The organism is Streptomyces sp. SL06 (assembly GCF_058244745.1).
Genome location: NZ_JBSYOT010000002.1, coordinates 1604352 through 1625558 on the forward strand (window position 1 = coordinate 1604352; position 21207 = coordinate 1625558).

The 21207-nt window shown below is 71.5% G+C and carries 17 protein-coding genes and 1 pseudogene; 2 read left to right on the top strand and 16 right to left on the bottom strand.

All coding sequences use genetic code 11. From position 1 onward, the window contains the following. The first annotated feature begins 16 nt into the window (after positions 1-16). Together AC4IHM_RS07130 and AC4IHM_RS07135 are read left to right on the top strand one after the other, a co-directional pair. Positions 17-2737: an NUDIX domain-containing protein gene (locus AC4IHM_RS07130; protein WP_490866244.1), complete on the top strand. Its 2721-nt coding sequence runs from the start codon at positions 17-19 to the stop codon at positions 2735-2737. Between the two features lie 267 nt (positions 2738-3004). Further along, the gene (locus AC4IHM_RS07135; protein ID WP_490866245.1) at positions 3005-3676 is read left to right on the top strand and encodes a response regulator transcription factor; all 672 of its coding nucleotides are present in this window, start codon (positions 3005-3007) and stop codon (positions 3674-3676) included. A 63-nt stretch (positions 3677-3739) separates the two neighbouring features. Here the strand turns inward: AC4IHM_RS07135 and AC4IHM_RS07140 are convergent, their stop codons facing one another. The 16 genes and pseudogenes from AC4IHM_RS07140 to fabD all read right to left on the bottom strand — a co-directional run bounded on the left by AC4IHM_RS07140 (position 3740) and on the right by fabD (position 21013). Then, on the bottom strand, positions 3740-4321 hold the full coding sequence (locus tag AC4IHM_RS07140) for an NADPH-dependent FMN reductase (protein ID WP_490866246.1): 582 nt from the start codon (positions 4319-4321) through the stop codon (positions 3740-3742). A gap of 95 nt (positions 4322-4416) precedes the next feature. Next, the gene (locus AC4IHM_RS07145; RefSeq protein WP_490866247.1) at positions 4417-5355 is read right to left on the bottom strand and encodes an alpha/beta fold hydrolase; all 939 of its coding nucleotides are present in this window, start codon (positions 5353-5355) and stop codon (positions 4417-4419) included. A gap of 38 nt (positions 5356-5393) precedes the next feature. Then, on the bottom strand, positions 5394-5552 hold the full coding sequence (locus AC4IHM_RS07150) for a hypothetical protein (RefSeq protein ID WP_490866248.1): 159 nt from the start codon (positions 5550-5552) through the stop codon (positions 5394-5396). A gap of 23 nt (positions 5553-5575) precedes the next feature. Continuing rightward, positions 5576-5818: an acyl-CoA carboxylase subunit epsilon gene (locus tag AC4IHM_RS07155; RefSeq protein ID WP_490866249.1), complete on the bottom strand. Its 243-nt coding sequence runs from the start codon at positions 5816-5818 to the stop codon at positions 5576-5578. Between the two features lie 53 nt (positions 5819-5871). Continuing rightward, positions 5872-7462: pseudogene (locus tag AC4IHM_RS07160) on the bottom strand (acyl-CoA carboxylase subunit beta). A 65-nt stretch (positions 7463-7527) separates the two neighbouring features. Continuing rightward, positions 7528-9006: an MFS transporter gene (locus AC4IHM_RS07165; protein WP_490866250.1), complete on the bottom strand. Its 1479-nt coding sequence runs from the start codon at positions 9004-9006 to the stop codon at positions 7528-7530. A gap of 49 nt (positions 9007-9055) precedes the next feature. Beyond that, on the bottom strand, positions 9056-11389 hold the full coding sequence (locus AC4IHM_RS07170) for an SDR family oxidoreductase (RefSeq protein WP_490866251.1): 2334 nt from the start codon (positions 11387-11389) through the stop codon (positions 9056-9058). Positions 11390-11391: 2 nt separating this feature from the next. Further along, positions 11392-12327, bottom strand: coding sequence for an aromatase/cyclase (locus tag AC4IHM_RS07175; RefSeq protein ID WP_490866252.1), 936 nt, complete (start codon positions 12325-12327; stop codon positions 11392-11394). A gap of 36 nt (positions 12328-12363) precedes the next feature. Further along, complete coding sequence (gene fabG / locus AC4IHM_RS07180; protein ID WP_490866253.1) at positions 12364-13149, bottom strand: 3-oxoacyl-ACP reductase FabG; 786 nt, start codon at positions 13147-13149, stop codon at positions 12364-12366. A gap of 40 nt (positions 13150-13189) precedes the next feature. Then, complete coding sequence (locus AC4IHM_RS07185) at positions 13190-13450, bottom strand: acyl carrier protein (protein WP_490866254.1); 261 nt, start codon at positions 13448-13450, stop codon at positions 13190-13192. A gap of 53 nt (positions 13451-13503) precedes the next feature. Next, positions 13504-14715: a ketosynthase chain-length factor gene (locus AC4IHM_RS07190; protein WP_490866255.1), complete on the bottom strand. Its 1212-nt coding sequence runs from the start codon at positions 14713-14715 to the stop codon at positions 13504-13506. Next, positions 14712-15983, bottom strand: coding sequence for a beta-ketoacyl-[acyl-carrier-protein] synthase family protein (locus AC4IHM_RS07195; protein WP_490866256.1), 1272 nt, complete (start codon positions 15981-15983; stop codon positions 14712-14714). Before AC4IHM_RS07195 ends, AC4IHM_RS07190 begins: the two co-directional genes overlap by 4 nt. After that, positions 15980-16309, bottom strand: a complete 330-nt coding sequence (locus tag AC4IHM_RS07200; protein WP_490866257.1) for a TcmI family type II polyketide cyclase — start codon at positions 16307-16309, stop codon at positions 15980-15982. The genes AC4IHM_RS07195 and AC4IHM_RS07200 overlap by 4 nt, the downstream gene beginning before the upstream one ends. Before the next feature lie 78 nt (positions 16310-16387). After that, positions 16388-17857: an FAD-dependent monooxygenase gene (locus tag AC4IHM_RS07205; RefSeq protein WP_490866258.1), complete on the bottom strand. Its 1470-nt coding sequence runs from the start codon at positions 17855-17857 to the stop codon at positions 16388-16390. Positions 17858-18090: 233 nt separating this feature from the next. Beyond that, entirely contained in the window at positions 18091-19869 is a 1779-nt protein-coding gene (locus tag AC4IHM_RS07210; RefSeq protein WP_490870781.1) for an acetyl/propionyl/methylcrotonyl-CoA carboxylase subunit alpha, read from the bottom strand. A gap of 151 nt (positions 19870-20020) precedes the next feature. Continuing rightward, entirely contained in the window at positions 20021-21013 is a 993-nt protein-coding gene (fabD, locus tag AC4IHM_RS07215; RefSeq protein ID WP_490866259.1) for an ACP S-malonyltransferase, read from the bottom strand. Between the last annotated feature and the right edge of the window lie 194 nt (positions 21014-21207).

Here is a 21207-nt window from a genome sequence, read left to right on the forward strand (position 1 = left end):
CCAACGAGGTAACCCCATGCCGTTGCCGTACGACCACATCCGCACCACCGTCGAGACCTACTCCGCTCGCCACCCCGACGAGAGCGAGCGGCTCGGCGGCCTCCTGGACGCCCTCGGCCGTCCCACCGACATCACCAGCCGCTCCACCTTCACCGGGCACGTGACCTGCGGCGCGATCGTCGTCGACCCGCTCGGCCGCGTCCTGCACGTGCTGCACCTGACGAGTGGGAAGGTCCTCGCCCCCGGCGGACACACCGAGCCCGCCGACGAGTCCCTGGCAGGGGCGGCGCTGCGGGAGTTGCACGAGGAGACCGGGATCCCGCCCCGGGCCGTGGTGCCGTGGCCCGGCTACGAGACCGTGCCGTTCGACATCGACATCCACGACGTTGACGCCCACCCGGGCAAAGGCGAACCCGGCCACCAGCACTTCGACTTCCGCTTCCTCTTCCGCCTGCGCACCGCGACCGAGGCGCCGGTGGTGTTGCAGGAAGAAGAGGTCGGCGGCATCGAATGGCGGCCCATGGACAGGGTGACCTCCCCCTGCCTGCGCGAGAAGCTGCTCAAACTCCCGCCGGAGACCGAACCGGAGACCGTCAACGCCTCCGCCCTGATCCACAACGACCGCGGCGAGTACCTGCTCCACCTGCGCGACCACTTCCCCGGCCGGATCTGGGAGCCGGGCATGTGGTCCCTGCTGGGCGGCGGCCGAGAGCCCCAGGACGCCACCCTGGAACACACCGTGCGGCGCGAACTGGCCGAGGAGGCCGGCCTCCACATCGCCGACCTGACCCCGTTCGGCACCGAGGAGGCGACCGACGACGCCGGCAGGACCGTGCCCATCGCCGTCTACGCCGGCCGGTGGAACGGCGACCCGCGTGAACTCCACCTGACGGAAGGGGTGATGCTGGCCTGGTTCGCCCCCGCCGACCTCCACCGCCTGCGTATCGCGGACACCACCGGCGACCTCGTACGGCGCCACGCCGCCGGCACCGCGCCGTACGACGAGCGCCGCCCGCCCACACCGCACGGCACCGTCCCCAACATCATCGGCGTCCACCTCTACCTGGAGCGGCCCGACGGGACGGTGCTGCTCGGGCTGCGCCACCCCGACTCCACGTTCGCGCCCTCCACCTGGCACGTCCTGGCCGGCCACTGCGAGCGGGAGAGCGCCGTCAGCTGTCTGATCAGGGAGGCACGGGAGGAGGCCGGCCTGCACATCGAGCGCCGGGACGTTCGAACTCGTCCACGTCGTCCACCACACCGACCGCGCCGGGGACCGGCCCCGCATGGGCCTGTTCTTCCGCGCCCGCGCCCGGAGCGGCGAGCCGGAGCCGCGCGAGCCGGACAAGTGCACCCAGTGGAAATTCTGGGACCCCGCCGCGCTGCCCGACAACCTCGTCCCCTACGCCCGCCAAGCCATCGCAAAGGTCCAGGACGGGGACCTGTACAGCGAGACAGGCCGGCCCGCATGACCGGCACACACCGTCCTCTGTCCACCGCGACCGCGACCGGCCGTGAGGACACCCGCCTCGTGGTGATTCGCGGCAACTCGGCGTCGGGCAAGTCAAGCGTGGCCCAGGGGCTGCGAGATCACTGCGGCCGCGGTGTCGCGATCGTGGGCCAGGACGTGACCCGCCGGAAGGTGCTCGGGGAACACGACACCGCGCGCGGCGCCAACATCGCCCTGCTGGGCAGGATCACGCGCGACGCGCTGGACGCCGGCTTTCACGTGGTGCTCGAAGGGATCCTGTACGCCGATCGCTACAGCCACATGATCACGTCCCTGGTACGGGACCACCGCGGCGTCTCCTGCTGCTACTACCTGGACGTGCCGCTGGAGACGACCTTCGTCCGGCACGCGTCGAAGGCGGACGCCGCGTACCTGGCGGGGGTCACCGACAGCCATCTCGCCTCCTGGTACCGCACGCTGGATCTGCTGCCCGGGGGTCTGGAGACCGTGATCCCGGCCGACAGCACACTGCCGGACACCGTCGCGCGCATCCTGCGCGAAACCGGTCTGGCCCCTGCCTCCTCCATCCCGCCGCCGCAGTGCAAGCCGTCACAGGGAGACCCGATGAACCCTCTGGTGTTGATGTCCGATCCGCGGGTCGCCGCGATCCCGGTGCGCGAGTGCGGGGAGCCGCTCGTCGACGTGCGTGACCACAGCCTCCGCGTCGATCCCCGCAAGCAAGATCCGCGGGGCGCGTTCGCCCACGTCCGCGAGGGCGTCCTCGCCCGGCTGGAGCACGCCCGCTCGCTCCTGCCCGCCGGCACCGACCTGCTGTTCGTCGAGGGCTACCGGCCGCCGGCCCTGCAGCGGCGCTACTTCACCAAGTACCGGGACGAGCTGGCCGCCGCTCACCCCGACTGGACGGCTGAGCAACTGCACCACGCCGCCAGCCGGTACGTGTCACCGCCGGAGATCGCGCCCCACTCCGCGGGCGCGGCCGTGGACGTGACCCTCGCCGACCAGGACGGCCACGAACTCGACCTCGGCACCCGCGTCAATGCCTCCCCCGAGAAGAGCGACGGCGCCTGCTTCACCCACGCCCCGCACCTCGGCGATCGCGCGCGCCACCACCGCACGCTGCTGCTCGACGCCATGGCGAACGCGGGTTTCACCAACTATGCGACCGAGTTCTGGCACTTCTCGGTAGCGGACCGGTACGACGCGCTGATGCGGCTGAAGCCGCACGCGCGCTATGGACCGATCGAACTTCCTTTTCACTCACTGTGAAGACGGCCGGGACAACTTCACGCACAGCTACGCCGAGAGCCCATAACTCCTGACTGATTTCAGACAGTTGACGCAACCACGGGTAGCGTTCTTAAGCTGGGTACACGTAATGAGTCAGCCATCTTTCAGTGGCCGGCCGCACGAAAGACAGATACGTGGGATGCGGCGGTGATTTCGCGTCGTCCCGGCTGCCAGGTTCCTGAGTGACGAAGAGCGATCGATGAAGCCCCAACCCCTACCACTCCACTCATCGAAAGGTATTTCGCCATGTGGGTGCTCATAGTCGACCACGACACCACATCGGCCCGAAATGCCGTGCATCTTTTGCGCCGCAGCGGCTATGACGCCTGGAGCGTCGCCACGGGGGAGGAAGCGCTGCGCCAGCACCCGCAGGCGGACCTGGTGCTGCTCGAACTGGGCCTGCCCGACCGCGACGGCCTCCAGGTCTGTGCGGAGATCCGGGCCACGTCGGACACCCCGATCATCGGCGTCACCGAGCGGTCCACCGAACTGGAACGCGTGCTGGGACTGCAGGCCGGCTGTGACGACTGCGTCAACAAGCCCTACGGAGCACAGGAGTTGCTGGCCCGCGTGGAGTCCGTGCTGCGCCGCGCCCATCCCACGTCCGCCGCCCGGAGCATCGTGCGCGGGCCACTGCGCATCGACGCGGCCGTGCGTGAGGCGTTCCTGGGCGAGAGCCCGCTGACGCTCACCCGCAAGGAGTTCGACCTCCTCCTGCTGCTCGCCTCCCACCCGGAGACCATTTTCAGCCGCAAGGAACTCATGGCGCGGGTCTGGCCCAACGGGCACGGGGCCACCGGGCGCACCATCAACACACACGTCAACAGCCTGCGCAACAAGCTCGGTCACAACGACTGGATCGTCACCGTGCGCGCGGTGGGGTTCCGCTTCGGCCGGGGCATCAGCGTCGCGGCCTGAACAGCGCCGCACTCCCCCGAACGTCCGGCTCCCCCGAGCGTCCCGCTCCCCCGTACGTCCCGCTCAGCCGACGTAGGGCGTCCTCTCGCGCGCCTCGCGCAGGGCCTCGCCCCACCACGCGAGCTGGCCGAGCAGCTTCTTGACGGCGGTCTCGGCGCCCTCGGCGTCCGTCGGCCCGTTCTCGTCGAAGTTGCCCCAGGGCATGTGGAAGCTCACCTGTTCGCGGATCGTCACGGCGTGCAACTCGGCGAAGACCTGTCGCAGATGCTCGGCCGCCCGCAGGCCGCCGGCCAGGCCTCCGTAGGACACCAGCCCGATCGGCTTGGCCTGCCACTGCGTGTAGTGCCAGTCGATCAGGGTCTTCAGCGAGGCCGGGTAACTGTGGTTGTACTCGGGTGTCACCACGATGAACGCGTCCGCGCTGTCCAGCCTCGGTGACACCTTGGAGAGCACCTCGGTCACCTCGGGCGACGGGGATTCCGACAGCCTGGTGGGCAGCGGATGGTCGGCGAGGTCCACGTAGTCGACCTCGAACTCCTCGCGCCGGCGGGCCTGCTCGCTGATCCACTGGGCCGGGGTCGGACCGAACCTGCCCTCCCTGACGCTGGCACAGATGACGGCGAGACGCAGCGGGGCTGTGAACATGTTTCTCCTCGGGGAGGCGGGCGGCACCGTCCACGGGACGCGGACGGGGAGGGACCGGAAGGTTTGTCACTGTATGACCTCAAGTCGGGTTGAGGTCAACGACCGGCGTCCCAGGCGGCGAGGCACTCCTCCAGAAAGGCCAGCGCCCGCAGGTGGTAGGGGCGCGCCGCCCAACCGAGGCTGATGTTGTGCCCGGCGCGCGGCAGCCGGTCCGTCAGCACCGTGCGGGAGGCGAGGAGTCCGGTCAGGTCGTGCAGCGATTCCTCGTCGTGCCGCCACCAGCGTTCGTGCTCGGCGTAGGTGAACCGGACCGGGACCGTCACCCGTCGCGCGAGGTCCGGGAAGCGGTCCGGCCACTGCCGTGCCTCGCGCCGTTCCTGCTCGGGCATCGGGCACACCAGCGGCGCGGCGAGGCGGAAGGTGTGCGCCGGATAGAGCCCGAGCGGCCCCCAGTGCAGCGCCGCGGCGCCTCGGTCGTGCGCGGAGCCGACCCGTCGCGGGTCGACCGCGTAACGGTGCCCGAGGCCCGAGACGTCCAGGCCGATCAGTCCGGTGCCCTCGGCGGCCAGGGACAGAGCGAGCTTCCCGCCGTAGGAGTGGGCCACGACGAACAGTCCGGCGCCGGTACGGTGGCGCAGGCCGAAGTCGGTCAGCGCCGCCCGCACCGTGGCCGTCTGCTCGGTCAGCGGCTGGCCGCGCGGCAGCCGGCCGGCGGACAGGCCGTAACCGGGCCGGTCGAGGGCCAGCACGCTGAAGCCGAGCCGGGTGCCGAGGGTGAGCAGCGACAGACTCGGATGTGCCAGTCCGTGGAAGTAGCCCGCCCGCATCCCGCCCCCGTGCACGGCGACCACGACGGCACGGGGATCGTCCTTGGCCGGTTCGGCGAGCAGGGCCGAGAGGGGGATGCCGGCTCCGTCCAGGGCGATCTCCCGTACGGACGCGGCGGGTTGCCGGGTGGTGGACGGCGCTTCGAGGGCTGTGCCGCCGTCCGGTGGCGATGGCGGTGGCGTCGTGGTGGTCCGGTGCTGTGGCATGTTCCCGTCTCCGTGGGGGGGGCGGCGCCGGCCGGCCGTCAGTCGGTTCCGCGGACGATGTGCGACTCGTCGGGATCGGTGTCGTCCGCTCCGGCCGGCCCGGGGGACGGAGGCGGCTGCGTGCCGTGCTGGCCGCTTTCCGCCGGGTGCCGGTCCGCGGGCGCGGCGGCGGTGGCGTCGGTGCCGAGTACCTTCATGGCGAGGCCTCCTGGAGTCGTCGTCATGCCCTGACCTGCCGGCGCGGTCCGAGGCGCCGGGACTCGTCACGCCAGCTGCGGGCGCCCCGGTGGTTCAGCGCCCGGTCCAGGCGGCGCCAGGTGGCCCTGCCGTGGTCGTGGGCGAAGGGGTGTCCGGCCGTGCCACGGTCCTCCCCGGACCTGGCGAGCAGGATCACGGTGAGCGCGGCGAGTTCCTCGGGGCTCGCCCGGCCCCTGACTACGCGGATGACGGGTGCGGTGTCCATGGTCTCCTCCATCAGGTGCGCGACCGGCCGGTGACCGCGGTGCTCCGGCCGGGTCACTGCGGGGGGTTGCCGTGCTTGCGCGACGGCAGTTCGGCGTGCTTCTCGCGCAGCATCGCCAGGGAGCCGATGAGGATCTCCCGGGTGCTCCTCGGATCGATCACGTCGTCCACCAGGCCGCGCTCGGCCGCGTAGTACGCGTGCATGAGCTGGGTCCGGTACTCCTTGATCTTCTGCTGCCGTACGGCCTCGGGGTCGTCGGCCGCCTGGATCTCACGGCGGAAGATGACGTTCGCGGCGCCCTCGGCGCCCATCACCGCGATCTCGTTGCCGGGCCAGGCGAGGGCCAGGTCGGCGCCGATGGAACGCGAGTCCATCACGATGTACGCGCCGCCGTACGCCTTGCGCAGGACGACCGAGATCCGGGGCACGGTGGCGTTGCAGTACGCGTACAGGAGTTTGGCGCCGTGCCGGATGATGCCGCCGTGCTCCTGGTCCACGCCGGGCAGGAAGCCGGGTACGTCGACCAGGGTGACGAGCGGGATGTTGAAGGCGTCGCAGAACTGGACGAAGCGCGCCGCCTTCTCACTGGCGTGGATGTCGAGGACCCCGGCGGAGAAGGCGGGCTGGTTGGCGACGACGCCGACGACCTCGCCGCCGAGTCTGGTCAGCGCGCAGACGACGTTGCGCGCCCAGCCGGAATGCACCTCGAAGTACTCGCCGTGGTCGGCGATCTCCTCGACGACGGCGCGGATGTCGTAGCTGCGCCCCGGTTCGTCCGGGACCAGGTCCAGCAGGGCGTCGCCGGCGCGGTCGCGGGGGTCGTCGCTCGGCACGGAGGGCGGCAGGGAACGGTTGTTGGAGGGCAGCAGGGACAGCAGGAAGCGCACGTCCTCCAGGCAGCCGCGCTCGTCGTCGTAGGCGAAGTGGGCGACTCCGGAACGTCTCGGCGTGCACATCGGCTCCGCCGAGACCGTTGTGGCTGATCTCCTCGCCGGTCACGGTCTGGACCACGTCGGGGCCGGTGATGAACATCTGGGACGTGTCGCGGACCATGAAGACGAAGTCGGTGAGTGCGGGCGAGTACGCCGCGCCGCCCGCGCACGGTCCGAGCATGACGCTGAGCTGCGGGATGACCCCGGAGGCCCGGGTGTTCCGCTCGAAGATGCCGCCGTACCCGGCCAGCGCCGAGACGCCCTCCTGGATACGGGCTCCGGCACCGTCGTTGAGCGACACGAGGGGCGCTCCGGCCGAGATCGCCATGTCCATGATTTTGTGGATCTTGGCGGCGTGCGCCTCTCCGAGCGCGCCGCCGAAGATACGGAAGTCGTGCGCGTACACGAACACCGTGCGGTCCTGCACGGTGCCCCAGCCGGTGATGACGCCGTCGCTGTAGGGCCGCTTGTTCTCCAGGCCGAAGCCCGTGGCCCGGTGCCGGCGCAGGGGTTCCACCTCGTGGAAGGACCCGGGATCCAGCAGCAGATCGATGCGTTCGCGTGCGGTGAGCTTGCCCTTCGCGTGCTGGCGCTCGGTGGCCGCCGGATCGGGGCCGTCGGTGGCCCGCTCCTTGACGCGTACGAGTTCCTCCAGGCCCTGGTGCGCGGCCGGCCCGTCGTCGACGGCGCCGGGGGGCGTGGCTGTGGTCATGGACTCAACTCCTGTGTTCTGGACGGGCGGGATGCGGTGCCGGACCGTCCGGGGGCCGGTGCGGCTCATGACCGGACGGGGGCCCGTGCGTCGGGGGAGCCCGGCGTGCCGGGCCCGGCGGCCGGCGCGGACGCCGGGCGCCGGGCGAGTCCGGCCGCGGCCACCACGAGGCCCAGCGCTCCCAGCGCGGTGATCAGCCGGACGGCGGGCCGGTACCCGGCCGCCAGGTCCGCGGCCGGAGCGCCTCCCGGGGCACCGTGCGCGATCGACAGGGCCATGACCAGCGCGGGGACCACCACGGCGGACAGCTGCACCGCCGACTGGTAGAGCCCGGTGGCCGTCGGCCGGTCCGCGGCCGGCACGCTCGCGGCGGCCTGCACGTTGAGCGCCCCGAAGCACAGCGCGAAGCCGACTCCGACCAGCAGCATCGTCGGCAGTACCTCGGTGACGTAGTCGGGGCGCGGGTGCAGCGCCCGCAGGTACAGGGCATAGCCGGCCGGCGGACCGACGGCGCCCAGGGCGATCAGCCGCCGGGCGCCGAACCGGCGGACCAGGCGGCTGGTGAAGGGTGCGCTCAGGGCCAGGGGCAGACTCGCGGGCAGAAAGGCCAGCCCGGTGTGCCAGGGCGACCAGTCCTCGACGGTCTGCAGTTGGAGGGTGGCCACGAGCAGCAGGCCGAGGTACGAACCGTTCAGCGCGGCCGCGCCCAGCATCGAACGCAGCAGGGCGCCGTTGGCGAGGGCCCGGAGGCGGAACAGCGGATCGGACGCGGTGCGCTCCACCAGTACGAAGGCACCGAGGAGGAGCGCGGCGGCCAGCAGCGGCCCGAGGGAGCGGGGGCTCGCCCAGCCGTGTCCCGGCACCGCGACGATGCCGTACACCAGCGCCGACAGGGCCGTGACGAGCGTGGCGGCTCCGGCGAGGTCGTAGCGGCGGCCGGCCGCGCCGGTGGGAGGGTCGGCCGGGATCAGCCGCACGCCGAGTGCGAACAGCACCAGGACCACCGGCGCCGGGAACAGGAACGTCCAGCGCCAGCTGACTCCGGTCAGCAGGCCCGACAGGACGAGCCCGCCCGCGAACCCGCCTGCCGCGACCAGGGTGTAGACCGAGATCGCCCGGTCGCGGTGGCGGCCCTCGCGGAAGGTGGTGGTGATGATGGCGAGACCGGTGGGTGCGGTGAGCGCCGCGCAGAAACCCTTGACCACGCGCGTGCCGATGAGGAGCGCGGGGCCGTCGGCGAGGGCGCCTGCCACGGACGCGGCGGCGAAGCCGAGGAGCGCGGCCAGGTAGACCCGCCGTCGGCCGAGGAGTTCCACGATCCGGCCGCCGAAGAGCATCAGGGCACCGAATCCCAGGGCGAAACCGGTCACGACCCCCTGGAGGACCGCCTGCGACAGGTGCAGTCCGCGCCCGACGGACGGCAGGGCGACGACGGCCGTCGACACCTCCAGGGAGTCGATGAGCATGTTGCCGGCCAGGACCAGCAGCAGGGCCCACTGCCCGGCGCTCCACTGCGCGGCCGACACACGCGGCGAGGGTTTCATCAGGCTGCTCCCGGGGCGGAAGGTGGCGGTCGTTCGGCGGTGCGGGCGCTCAGCCGAGCAGCGTCCCGCCGGTGGCGTCGAGGAACGCCCCGGTCACCCAGCGGCTGTCGTCGGAGGCGAGGAAGGCCACCACGTCGGCAACGTCCGCCGGCTCGCCGACCCGGCCGAACGCGGAGAGCTGCGCCATCTGCCGCACGGCCTCGGGGATGTCGAACACCGGGTTGCCGTTGCGGGTGATGCCGGGCGCGACGCTGTTGACGGTGATGCCACGGGGGGCGAGCAGCTTCGCGAAGTGCAGGGCGAGTTGTTCGACCGCGCCCTTGGTCATCGCGTACGCGATCTCGTCGGGGTTGGCGAAGTGCGTGAGGCCGGAGGAGATGTTGACGATCCGGCCGCCGGACGTGAGGTTCGACAGGGCGCGCTGGATGATGAAGAAGGGGGCCTTGGCGTTGACCGCGAAGAGCCGGTCGAACTGCTCGGGGGTCGTCGCGTCCATCGGGACGCCGCCCATCTGCCCGGCGTTGTTGACGAGGATGTCCAGGTCGGTCGACCCGGTGCGTTCCTTGAGACCGCTTTCGAGCCCGAGGAACAGGTCGTGGACGTCGCCGGGAACCCCCAGTTCCGCCCGCAGGGCGAAGGCACGGCCGCCGTCCTTCTCGATCGACGCGACGACCTCCTCCGCCGCGCTCTGGTTGGCGGTGTAGTGCACGGCGACCAGGGCTCCGTCGGCGGCCAGTCGTACGGCGATCGCGCGTCCGATGCCCCGGCTCGCGCCGGTGACCAGTGCCGTCCTGCCGGTGAACCTGCCCATGTCGTGGTCTCCTTCGGTGAGGTGTCGGTCGGTGGGATGCCGGGTGGTGGGCCGGGCCCGGGTCCCGTCCGCGAGCGTCACCGCGTCGGGGACGGAGCCCGCGGGCCCGAACCAGGCTTCGAGCGCGGCGGTCGGGTCGTCCGGGTCGTCGTCCGCCGTCCAGACGATGTGGCCGTCGGGGCGCACCAGGCGCACGTCGCTCCCCCGGGGCGGCCGGGCCCCGTCCGGCGTGCTCGCGGCGACCAGGTCGACCCGGTCGAGCCAGGGGCCGCAGGTCCGCCGGAGCAGTGCGTGCCGGGCGTCGTCGCCCGAGAGGTCGAGCAGCAGGCCGCGGCCGGGCCGCAGCAGTTCGGCCGTCGTCGTGGCGCCGCGGCCGGTGACCAGGCCGGTGGGCGGGAGGCGGGTGCCGAGCAACGGGTGGTTGCCCGAGCCGGTGTCGTAGCGCACGTCCAGGCCCGAGATGGTCCCGGCGAGCCGCCGGCGTACGCGCCGGTGTCCGGTCAGTTCGCGCAGGACGGCCCTGGTGGCCTCGACCTCGGGGCCGCCGAGCAGGAGCGTCGACTGGGCCTCGATGTTGCCGAGGACCCGGGCTCCCACGGCGCGCCGTTCGCGGTCGTAGGTGTCGAGGAGGCCGTCGGGTGCCCGGCCGCGGACGACGGCGGCCAGTTTCCAGCCGAGGTTGAGGGCGTCCTGGAGGCCCAGGTTGAGTGCCTGGCCGCCGACCGGCAGCTGCCGGTGTGCGGCGTCGCCGGCCAGGAGGACCCGGCCGCGCCGGTAGTGTGCGGCGAGCCGGGAGGCGTCGCCGAAGCGGTTGACCCACAGCGGGGTGCCGTCGCCGATGTCCTCCCCCGTGACGTGCCGCCACACCTCGCACACCTCGGCGAACTCCGGTTCGCCGGAGCCCTGTTCAGGTGCGCGGCCGTAGGCGTGCACCATCACCCGGGTGATGCCGGCGGGGTTCCGCGCGGAGATCGCGAGTCCTTTCGGCAGCCGTTCGAAGCGCCGGGCCGGGATGTCGATGCCGTCCACGTCCGCCCGGATCAGTTCCCGTCCGGCGTCGTGCCCGGGGAAGCCGATCTGGGCCAGGCGGCGCACCGTGCTGTCCTCGCCGTCGCATCCGACGACGTACCGGGCGCGCAGCCGGACCGCCCCGCCGGGCCCGGTCGCCCCGACCTCCACGCCTTCCCGGTGTGCGGTCACCTCCGTCACCCGGTGGCCGCGCCGTACGTCCGCCCCCAGGGAGAGGGCCCACGCGTGGAGGATCGCCTCGGTGCGGGTCTGGGGGACCTTCCACTGCCCCGGGTGGGATCCGGGCAGTGTCAGGTCCAGCGGGATGCCGCCGAAGTGGCCCATGCGGTCGTTCGGCGGTTCACCGAAGCGGTCCAGCAGCCCCCGGGAGTCGAGGAGTTCCATGGTGCGGGCGTGCAGGGTCGAGGCGCGGGACTCGGTGGTGGGTGCGTCCAGCCGTTCCAGTACGGTCACCCGTGCCCCGCCGGTCCGCAGCTCTCCGGCGAGCATCAGCCCGACCGGGCCCGCGCCGACGACGATGACATCGCTGTCCGGGTCGGCCATGGTCAACGCTTGTTCTCGGCGTGGTCCTTGGCGTGGCCCAGGGTGGCACGGCTGTTGGTGCTCAGGGCACCGCGCACGTACTCGCGGGCGTCCTCGACGCTCGCGTCGGGACCCAGGACCTTGGCGATGTTGGCGGTGTTGAGCACCACGGTGTGCTGCGAGGAGGCGGCGACACCGCCCTCGTTCTCCGCGAAGGTCCAGTAGCCGGTGTGCAGGGTCATCAGCGCGGGCAGGGTGACCTGCTTGTAGGCGATCCTGTGGTGCGGGAAGGCGACCCGGTACGACTTGGTGGTGTGTGTGGAGCCGTCCTTGGCGCGGGTGTCCATCTCCAGGGTCTGAAGTCCGGGAACGTCCTCGCTGAACCTGACGGACGCCACATGGGGCAGCCGTTCCACCCACAGGCCGGCCTCGTTGACGAAGTCGTAGGCGTCCTTGGCGGAACCGTCGATCTGCACGGTGTCCTCGAAGGAGAAGGTCAGCTCCTCCGCGGCGTGGGCGAACTCCACGTTGGTCTTCAGCGCGGCCAGTTCCGAGCGCGAGTTGCGGTCGACGGCCTCGTCGATCCACTTCAGGCCCTCGGGGTCGTCGTCGACCGCCCGGTAGTCGTGCAGCAGGCGGACCCGGGACAGTTCCTCGGACAGGGGCTCGATGATCCAGGTGCCGCCCATCGCGGCGACGGGCGGGGTGGACACCTCCTGGCGGAACGTGATCCGCAGGCTGTCCGGGTCGAGGGTGCGGCGGGAGGTCCAGTTCTTCGCCTCGCCGTTGGCGGTGGCCCAGATCCGGATGCGCTCCTCGCCCTCGCCCCGCTCGACGTGGTCGACGTAGATGGTGGGTGGGAAGATCCGCGGCCAGTTCTCCACCTCGGCTATCAGCCGGTAGACGGCAAGGGCGGGGGCACCGACGCTGATCTCGTGCTCGACCTGACGGGTCGTCATGACTTCCTCTCCTAGCGTTCTCCCTGCCGGCGGGGGTCAGAAGTTGCCCAGGCCGCCGCAGACGTTGAGGGCCTGTGAGGTGATGGAGGCGGCGGTGTCGGAGGCCAGATAGGCGACCAGTCCGGAGACCTCCTCGGGCGTCGAGTAGCGGCCGAGCGGGATCTTCGCCTGGAACTTCTCCAGGATCGCGTCCTCGCTGGTGCCGTAGGCGGAGGCGTAGCCCTCGCGGACCCGCTGGGCCATCGGGGTCTCGACGTAACCCGGGCACACGGCGTTGACGGTGATGCCGGTCGGTGCCAGTTCGTTGCCGAGCGCCTTGGTGAAGCCGACCACTCCGTGCTTGGAGGCGGAGTACGGCGCGCCGAGCACGACGCCCTGCTTGCCCGCGGTGGAGGCCACGTTGATGATGCGGCCCCACTCCTTGTCGCGCAGGCCGCCGGTGGTCAGCACCTCGCGGGTCATGCGGAAGACGCTGTTGAGGTTGGTGTCGATGACGTCCTCCCACAGCTCGTCCGCGATGTCCGCGGTGACACCGCCTCCGCTGCGGCCGGCGTTGTTGACCAGGATGTCCACCGTGCCGAAGCGCTCCACGGCGGCCTGGACGAACCTCTTAACGTCGGCGCCGGACCGTACGTCCAGCGTGGTGCCGTCGGCGTCGACGCCCTCCTCCTGGAGCTGCTTGACGGTTGAGGTGACGTTGTCGGCACTCCGGGCACCGATGAACACCCGGTGTCCGCGGCCGCCCAGTGTCCTGGCGACGGCCAGACCGATTCCGCTGGTGGCACCGGTGACGAGGACGACTCGCCGGTCCTGCTGAGACATGACTGCTCCTGTGTGTACGCGTCGGATCGGTGGCGGCCGGTCAGGCGGCGGAGGCGGCCGTCAGGTGGGCGTTGACGACCTCCGTCAGCGCGCGCGGCGTGCCGGCGTCGGCGACCGCCGACTCGTCCAGCGTGATGCCGTACTCCCGCTCGATGCGGCTGGCGGTCTCCAGCAGGGCGAGCGATTCGTAGCCGAGTTCGTCGAAGGACCGGTCGAGGATGTCGCCGTCGAGGTCGACCTCCTCGTCGGCGCCGGCGCCTTCCAGCAGGATCCGCTTCAGGTCGTCGAGGGTGAACTGCACGGTGTGGTCTCCGTTTCGGTGAGGGTGGGCGGCGGGGGGTGTCGCCCCGCGGATCAGGCGGCGCGGACGACCATGGCCGAGTTGAACCCGCCGTGGCCGCGGGCGAGTACGAGTGCCGTGCGCACCCCGGCGGCGCGCGGGACGCCCGTCACCAGGTCGAGGCAGTAGCCGGGATCCGGTTCGACGTTGACCGTCGGCGGGATCTGGCTCTCGGCGATGGCCAGTACGGCGGCCGCCAGGTCGAGCGGGGCCGCCCCCGAGTACAGGCGTCCGGTCATCGTCTTGGGAGCGGTGACGGGGACACCGCGCGGCCCGAAGACCGCGGTGATCGCCTCGGCCTCGGCGCGGTCCTCCTCGGGCAGCCCCGCGGCGTCCGCGAACACGACATCGATGTCGCCCGCCTGGGTGCCGGCGTCGGTCAGCGCGACCTCGATCGCACGCCGCAGACCGCGCTCGCGCCCGCCGCCGGGCCTCGGGTCGAAGGTGGAGCCGTAGCCGGCGATGACTCCGTAGGGCCGCGCGCCGCGTTCGCGTGCCGCCGCCGCGTCCTCCACCACGAGGATGGCCCCGCCCTCGCCGGCCACATGGCCCGAGGCCCCCGCGTCGAACGGCACATAGGCGCGCTCGGGAATGTCGCTGGTGCTCAGCCGGCCACCGGCCAGCTGGGCCACCCAGCCCCAGGGGCAGATGGAGGCGTCGATGCTGCCGGAGATGATCAGCGGGGTGCCCCGGCGGACCTGACGGCGGGCATGGGCCACGGCGTCCAGGCCACCCGCCTGGTCGCTGACCACCACGCCGCTCGGCCCTTTCATGCCGTTGCGGATGGAGATCTGGCCGCTGTTGACCGCGTAGAACCAGGCGAAGGACTGGTACGCGCTCACGTGCCGGCTGCCCTTGCTCCACAGTTTCCGCAACTCGTTCTGGCCGAACTCGAAACCGCCCGACGAGCTGGCGGTGACGACCCCCATGCCGTACTCGGGCAGTTCCGCGGGATTGACCCCGGCGTCCGCGAGGGCCCAGTCGGCGGCGACGAGCGCGAGCCGGGTCATGCGGTCCGTCTGGGGCAGCAGCCGGCCGGGGAGGTGCTCCTCGGCGGCGAAGCCCCGTACTTCCCCGGCGAGCCGCGCCGGGTAGCCGGACGGGTCGAACCGGCTGACAGGGCCGATACCGCTCTCGCCCCGGAGCGTGGCGGCCCAGAACTCCTTGGTACCGAGTCCGTTGGGCGAGGCGACGCCCAGGCCCGTGATCACCACCTCGGCCGTCATGTCGCGCTCCCTGCCGGCCGGGTGAGGACCATCGCCGTCTGGAACCCGCCGAAACCGCTGCCGACGGTGAGCACCGAGTCCGTACGGTGTTCCCGCGCGGTCAGCGGCACGTAGTCCAGGTCGCACTCGGGGTCGACGGTGTGCAGGTTGGCCGTGGGCGGCACCACGTGGTGCTCCATGGCCAGCACGGAGGCGGCGATCTCTATCGAGCCGATCGCGCCCAGCGAGTGGCCGACCATCGACTTGATGGAACTGACGGGTGTCTCGTACGCGTGCTGCCCGAGGCTCCGTTTGAACGCCGCGGTCTCGTGCCGGTCGTTCTGCTTGGTGCCCGAACCGTGCGCGTTGATGTAGTCGATCTGCCCGGGACTCACCCGCGCCTCGTCGAGCGCCACCCGGATGGCCTCGGCCATCTCCGCGCCGTCGGGGCGCAGCCCCGTCATGTGGAAGGCGTTGCAGCGCGAGGCGTAGCCGGCGATCTCGGCGTAGATGTGGGCGTCGCGTCGTCGCGCGCTCTCCAGTTCCTCCAGGACGAACACCGCCGAACCCTCGCCGAGGACGAAGCCGTTGCGGCTGCCGTCGAAGGGGCGCGACGCGTGCTCGGGGTCGTCGTTGCGGGGCGTGGTCGCCTTGATCGCGTCGAAGCACGCCATGGTGATCGGTGAGATGGGTGCGTCCGTCGCTCCGGCGATCATGATGTCGGCGGAGCCCTCCCTCAGCAGTTCCACCGCGTAGCCGACGGAGTCGAGACCCGAGGTGCAGCCGGTGGAAACCACCGAACTCGGCCCTTCGCAGCCCACCGCCCAGGCGACCTCGGCCGCGAAGGAGCTGGGCACGAAGTGGTTGTAGAGGTGCGGTACGACGTACTCGTGGTCGACGAGGTCGAGGCGTCCGCCGTCGCTGACCACCCGGTACTCCTGGTCGAGCCCCATCGTCGCGCCCACCGCGCTGCCGATGGCGACCCCGGTCCGGTGCGGGGCCCACTGCTCCGGTTCGAGACCGCTGTCGGCCAGCGCCTCCCGCGTGGCTATCACCGCGAGCTGCGCCGCCCTGTCCATGCGGCGGACCTCCTGGGGGCCGAGGCCGTGCTCCTCGGGATCCAGGTCGATCTCGGCGGCCACCCGCGAGCGGAACTGGGACGGGTCGAAGAAGGTGATGCCCCGGGTCGCCGTGCGCCCCTCGCTGAGCAGGTTCCAGAAGTTCTTCGCACCGATGCCGCCCGGGGCGACGACACCGAGCCCCGTGATGACCACCCGGCGCGCGGTCACGCGGACGCCTCCCAGTGGTAGAAGCGCGTGGCCATCGCGTCCGAGGGGGAACGCCAGGTCGCGGGGTCGTAGGCCTGGATGAGGGGCTTGAGGTCCTCGCTGATGCCGATGAAGCGCGGGTCGAGCTTGGCCTCCTCGATCCGCTCGCCGCCGTTGTCGGCGTCGAAGTCCTGGAGGTGGAAGTAGAGCCCGCGGTACGAGAACAGTTGGCGGCGACGGGTGCCCATCGTGTGGGGCATCTCCGTCTCGTCGAACGCGCCGAAGAGACGAGCCACGTCGGGGTGTGATCCGGGTTCCATCCGGGCCACGATCAACGTACTGTGCATGTTCTTTCTCCTCATGAGCGGTGCGATCATCGAATGGGCCCCGGCCCGGCCGCGCCGGGCGGACGCCCGGTACCGCCCTCAGCGGGCCGGGCCGAACCAGCGCTCGAGCGCCATGGGCAGGTCGCCCCGGCTGCCGGGTGCGGCCCAGGCCACGTAGCCGTCGGGGCGTATCAGGACGGCCGAGCTGCCGGACAGCCGCTCCTTCGCCGTCGGTCCCTGCGGTGTTCCGGTGACGATGTCGACCCGGTCCCGCCAGCCGGCGACCCGGCGGCGCAGGACGGCGTTGTCCTCCAGGTCCAGGAGCAGTCCGCGTCCGCCGCGCAGGGCACGCGCGCTGCTCGTCACGCCGTTGTCCCCGGCCAGTTCGACATGGGGCATGCGCCGGCCGAGCAGGGGGGCGGTGCCGCCGCCGACGTCGTACCGGATCTCCAGGCCGCTCACCATGCCGGCCAGGTGGCGGCCGACCTCCGGGTACCCGATGAGTTCCGTCACCACGTCGCGCAGCGGCTGCACCTCGGGGCCGCTGAGGAACAGCAGTCCCTGGGCCTGGGTGTTCATCAGCAGCCGCTTGCCGACCGGGTGGCGCTCGCCGTGGTAGGTGTCGAGGAGGCCCTCGGGCGCCCGTCCCCGGACCACGGAGGCCAGCTTCCAGCCGAGGTTGAACGCGTCCTGGATGCTGGTGTTCATGCCCTGGCCGCCGGCCGGCAGGTGGATGTGCGCGGAGTCGCCCGCGAGCAGCACCCGGCCGCGCCGGTACTCGGTGACCTGGCGGGTGGCGTCGCCGAAGGAGCTGATCCAGACCGGTTCACCGTGCGAGATGTCGTCCCCGGTCAGCCGCTTCCAGGCGGCGGCCACCTCGTCGTACTCGGGTGGCGCCGTGCGCCGTTGCGGAGGGGTGCCGCGTTCGCAGACGATCAGCCGGCTGATCCCGCCGGGCAGCGGTCCGACCATGACCATGCCGCCGGGCAGTGTCTCGCCGATCATGCGCGGTTCGAGATCGAGGCCCTTGACGTCGGCGAGGAACATCTCCATCGTCGCCGCCGTGCCCGGGAAGTCGAAGCCGACGGCCTTGCGTACGAGGCTGCGGCCACCGTCGCAGCCGACCAGGTACGGTGCCGTGAGCCGCTCGACGCCCTCGGGACCCCGCACGTCGACCGTGACCGAGGACTCCTCGTTCTCCAGGGCGACGACCTCGTGACCACGCCGGATGTCGGCGCCCAGGTCGGTGGCCCACTCCTCCAGCACCGTCTCGGTCTGCGACTGGGGGATCGTCTTGGCGGCCTGCAGCGCCCCGTCGAGCAGGCTGAAGTCGACGGGCAGACCGCCGAAATGGCCCTGGGAGCTGACCTCGACCTCTCCGAAACGCGACAGCAGCCCGCGCTGTTCGAAGACCTCCATGGTGCGTGCGGTGAATCCCAGGCCCCGGGACTCTCCGGTCCGCCGGTCGAGACGTTCCAGGACGATGACATCGACTCCGGCCAGGCGTAATTCCCCGGCCAGCATCATACCGGCCGGTCCGGCGCCCACGACTATCACTTCGGCGTCCATGTACCTCTCCTTGGCCATAGTCATTTTTCACGGACATTCCCTGGGCCCTCCGGCACGGGCCGAGGAGGAATCCGGCCGCTGCACGTGCATTGCCGTGAATTGACTCCCGGGAATTCCCTGGGCTGCATTAAGCATTGGGGACGGAACTCGGGGCCGTCAACGGCCCCATAGGCAGAGGACTGTGAGGATGCTCCAGAATTGCAAAGTCACCGTCGACGTGTCGCCCATTCCCCTCACCTGTCGGTCCTGATCTCGCAGATTGTGGCGCCGGAAGTCACGGAGGCCCCGACCAGCGCGTTCAGATCTACGACGGTGCCCGCCTTGTGGGCATTCAGCGGCTGTTCCATCTTCATGGCTTCGAGTACGACGACGAGGTCGCCCTCCCGGACTTCCTGGCCCTCTTCGACGGCCACCTTGACGATGGTGCCCTGCATGGGCGAGGCGAGGGTGTCGCAGGAGGCCGCGGGGCCGGACTTCCTCGCCGCCCGGCGCTTGGGGCGGGCACCGGCGGCAGGGCCGGTCCGAGCCGCGGCCACGCCCAGTGTGGAAGGCAACAGCACTTCGAGGCGTTTGCCGCCGACCTCGACGACGACCGTCTCGCGGCCCGGCTCGTCGTCGGTGCCGGAGTCCGCGGGGGTGGGGAAGGCGGGGATCTCGTTGGCGAACTCGGTTTCGATCCAGCGGGTGTGGACCGTGAAGGGGTCACTGGATCCGGTGAGTTCGGGGGCGAAGGCGGGGTCGGTGACGACTGCGCGGTGGAAGGGGAGGGCGGTGGCCATGCCCTCGACGGTGAACTCCTCCAGGGCGCGGGCGGCGCGCTGGAGGGCTTCCTTGCGGGTGCGGCCGGTGATGATGAGTTTGGCCAGCAGGGAGTCCCAGGCCGGGCCGATGACGCTGCCGGATTCCACGCCGGCGTCCAGGCGGACGCCCGGTCCGGAGGGCGGGGCGAAGAGGGTGACGGTGCCGGGGGCGGGCAGGAAGCCGCGGCCGGGGTCCTCGCCGTTGATGCGGAACTCGAAGGAGTGGCCGCGCAGGGCGGGGTCGTCGTAGCCGAGTTCTTCGCCGTCGGCGATGCGGAACATCTCGCGGACCAGGTCGATGCCGGTGACTTCCTCGGTGACCGGGTGTTCGACCTGGAGGCGGGTGTTGACCTCCAGGAAGGAGACGGTGCCGTCGGCGCCGACCAGGAACTCCACGGTGCCGGCGCCGACGTAGCCGGCCTCTTTGAGGATGGCCTTGGAGGCGGCGTACAGCTGGTCTGTCTGGGCCCGGGACAGGAAGGGGGCGGGGGCTTCCTCGACGAGTTTTTGGTGGCGGCGCTGCAGGGAGCAGTCGCGGGTGGAGACGACGGCCACGTTGCCGTGGGTGTCGGCCAGGCACTGGGTCTCCACGTGGCGGGGCTTGTCGAGGTAGCGCTCGACGAAGCATTCGCCGCGGCCGAAGGCGGCGACGGCCTCGCGGACGGCGGAGTCGTAGAGTTCGGGGATTTCTTCGAGGGTGCGGGCGACCTTGAGGCCGCGTCCGCCGCCGCCGAAGGCGGCCTTGATCGCGATGGGCAGGCCGTGCTGCCCGGCGAAGGCGACGACCTCGTCCGCGCCGGAGACCGGGTCGGGGGTGCCCGCGACCAGCGGGGCGCCGGCCCGCTGGGCGATGTGCCGGGCGGCGACCTTGTCGCCGAGGTCGCGGATGGCCTGCGGGGGCGGGCCGATCCAGGTCAGGCCCGCGTCCAGGACGGCCTGGGCGAAGTCGGCGTTCTCCGAGAGGAAGCCGTAGCCGGGGTGGACGGCGTCCGCTGCGGAGTCCTCGGCGGCCTGGAGCACCTTGCCGATGTCCAGGTAGCTGGTGGCGGGGGTGTCACCGCCCAGGGCGAACGCCTCGTCAGCGGCGCGGACATGCAATGCGTCCCGGTCCGGGTCCGCGTATACGGCCACGCTCGCGATCCCCGCGTCCCGGCAGGCTCGGGCCACGCGGACAGCGATTTCGCCACGATTGGCGATGAGCACCTTGCGCAGCATGACGCGAATACCTCCAGGAAGCGGTCGGGAACGAGCCCCCGGAACCAGGGACTCGGAAACGGTGCTCGGACACGGCGTCGGGGCACGGCGAACCCGCGGCGGCGATGAGGACGAAGGAGCAACCGGCGGCACCAGGGCCACGGGTCGATCAGCGTGCGCTGCCCGACACGGCGTCGGGCAGCACCGCGTCCACCGTCGCGGCCAGTTCGGCGACGGTGCCCGCGGGGTGCGCGCGGGCGGCGGGCACCGTCTTGCGGCACAGCCTGGTGAGGACATGGCCGGGGCCCGCCTCGATGAACCGGTCCACTCCCCGGTCCGCCATCGCGGTCACGGTCTCGGTCCAGCGCACGGGCGCCGTCAACTGCCTGCGGAACGTCGCGGCGACATCGTCGGCGCCGGCCAGCGGAGCGGCCGTCACGCTGGAGATCATCGGGACCACCGGGTCCCGGAAGTCGGCCGCCACCAGGGCCTCGGCGAACTCTGCCTCGATCCCGCGCATCAGGGAGCAGTGGAAGGGCGCTCCCACTCTCAGGGGCACCACCCGCCGGGCGCCCGCCTGCGTCGCCGCCCCGGAGGCCGCGCGGACCGCGTCCGCCTCGCCGGAGATCACGATCTGCCCCGGCGCGTTCTCGTTGGCGACCTCGACCACCTGGCCGGTGGCCGCCGTCGTCTGCCCGCAGATCGTCCGCACGCTGGCCGGGTCGAGGCCGAGGACGGCCGCCATGCCGCCCGGCACCCGCTCGTTGACCGCGCCCATCAGCCGGCCCCGCAGTGCCACCAGCCGCAGGGCCTCCTCCCACGGCAGCACGCCGGCGCAGACGGCGGCGGTGTACTCACCGAGGCTGTGTCCGGCGACGACGTCGGGCTCGACGTTGTGGGCACGGAGGACGTCGAGGACGACGAGGCCCGTCAGGAACAGCGCCGGCTGGGTGACCGCCGTGTCGCGCAGCGCCTCCTCCGGCCCCTGCCAGCACAGCCTGGACAGCGGAAAGCCCAGGATCTCGTCGGCAGCCCGGTAGTAGCGGTCGCCCAGGTCGGGGCGCCGCCGCAGGAAGTCGGCGCCCATACCGACACGCTGCGAGCCCTGACCGGGGAAGACAAACGCCGTATATGCCATGTCTGCCTGCTTCCTCTGCTCCATGAGGTGCAAATATCAGACGTACGCGAAATTGGGGCGCGGCGGAGTGAGAATCCGGCCGACACCCCTGAGCTTCACCATGGGAAGACCAGGCAGTCAAGCTTCTTGAGAGCGGTGAAAAGGTTTGTCAGGAGAACGCAAAGTTTCATCCACAACCGGCGCGGCGTGATTCACGATGAACCCCATGAGCATCACTC

What these genes read in the sequence shown, in the direction of transcription:
- AC4IHM_RS07130 (WP_490866244.1), top strand. Translation starts at nt 17, where the DNA reads ATGCCGTTGCCGTACGACCACATCCGCACCACCGTCGAGACCTACTCC.
- AC4IHM_RS07135 (WP_490866245.1), top strand. Translation starts at nt 3,005, where the DNA reads ATGTGGGTGCTCATAGTCGACCACGACACCACATCGGCCCGAAATGCC.
- AC4IHM_RS07140 (WP_490866246.1), bottom strand. Translation starts at nt 4,321, where the DNA reads ATGTTCACAGCCCCGCTGCGTCTCGCCGTCATCTGTGCCAGCGTCAGG.
- AC4IHM_RS07145 (WP_490866247.1), bottom strand. Translation starts at nt 5,355, where the DNA reads ATGCCACAGCACCGGACCACCACGACGCCACCGCCATCGCCACCGGAC.
- AC4IHM_RS07150 (WP_490866248.1), bottom strand. Translation starts at nt 5,552, where the DNA reads ATGAAGGTACTCGGCACCGACGCCACCGCCGCCGCGCCCGCGGACCGG.
- AC4IHM_RS07155 (WP_490866249.1), bottom strand. Translation starts at nt 5,818, where the DNA reads ATGGACACCGCACCCGTCATCCGCGTAGTCAGGGGCCGGGCGAGCCCC.
- AC4IHM_RS07165 (WP_490866250.1), bottom strand. Translation starts at nt 9,006, where the DNA reads ATGAAACCCTCGCCGCGTGTGTCGGCCGCGCAGTGGAGCGCCGGGCAG.
- AC4IHM_RS07170 (WP_490866251.1), bottom strand. Translation starts at nt 11,389, where the DNA reads ATGGCCGACCCGGACAGCGATGTCATCGTCGTCGGCGCGGGCCCGGTC.
- AC4IHM_RS07175 (WP_490866252.1), bottom strand. Translation starts at nt 12,327, where the DNA reads ATGACGACCCGTCAGGTCGAGCACGAGATCAGCGTCGGTGCCCCCGCC.
- fabG (WP_490866253.1), bottom strand. Translation starts at nt 13,149, where the DNA reads ATGTCTCAGCAGGACCGGCGAGTCGTCCTCGTCACCGGTGCCACCAGC.
- AC4IHM_RS07190 (WP_490866255.1), bottom strand. Translation starts at nt 14,715, where the DNA reads ATGACGGCCGAGGTGGTGATCACGGGCCTGGGCGTCGCCTCGCCCAAC.
- AC4IHM_RS07200 (WP_490866257.1), bottom strand. Translation starts at nt 16,309, where the DNA reads ATGCACAGTACGTTGATCGTGGCCCGGATGGAACCCGGATCACACCCC.
- AC4IHM_RS07205 (WP_490866258.1), bottom strand. Translation starts at nt 17,857, where the DNA reads ATGGACGCCGAAGTGATAGTCGTGGGCGCCGGACCGGCCGGTATGATG.
- fabD (WP_490866259.1), bottom strand. Translation starts at nt 21,013, where the DNA reads ATGGAGCAGAGGAAGCAGGCAGACATGGCATATACGGCGTTTGTCTTC.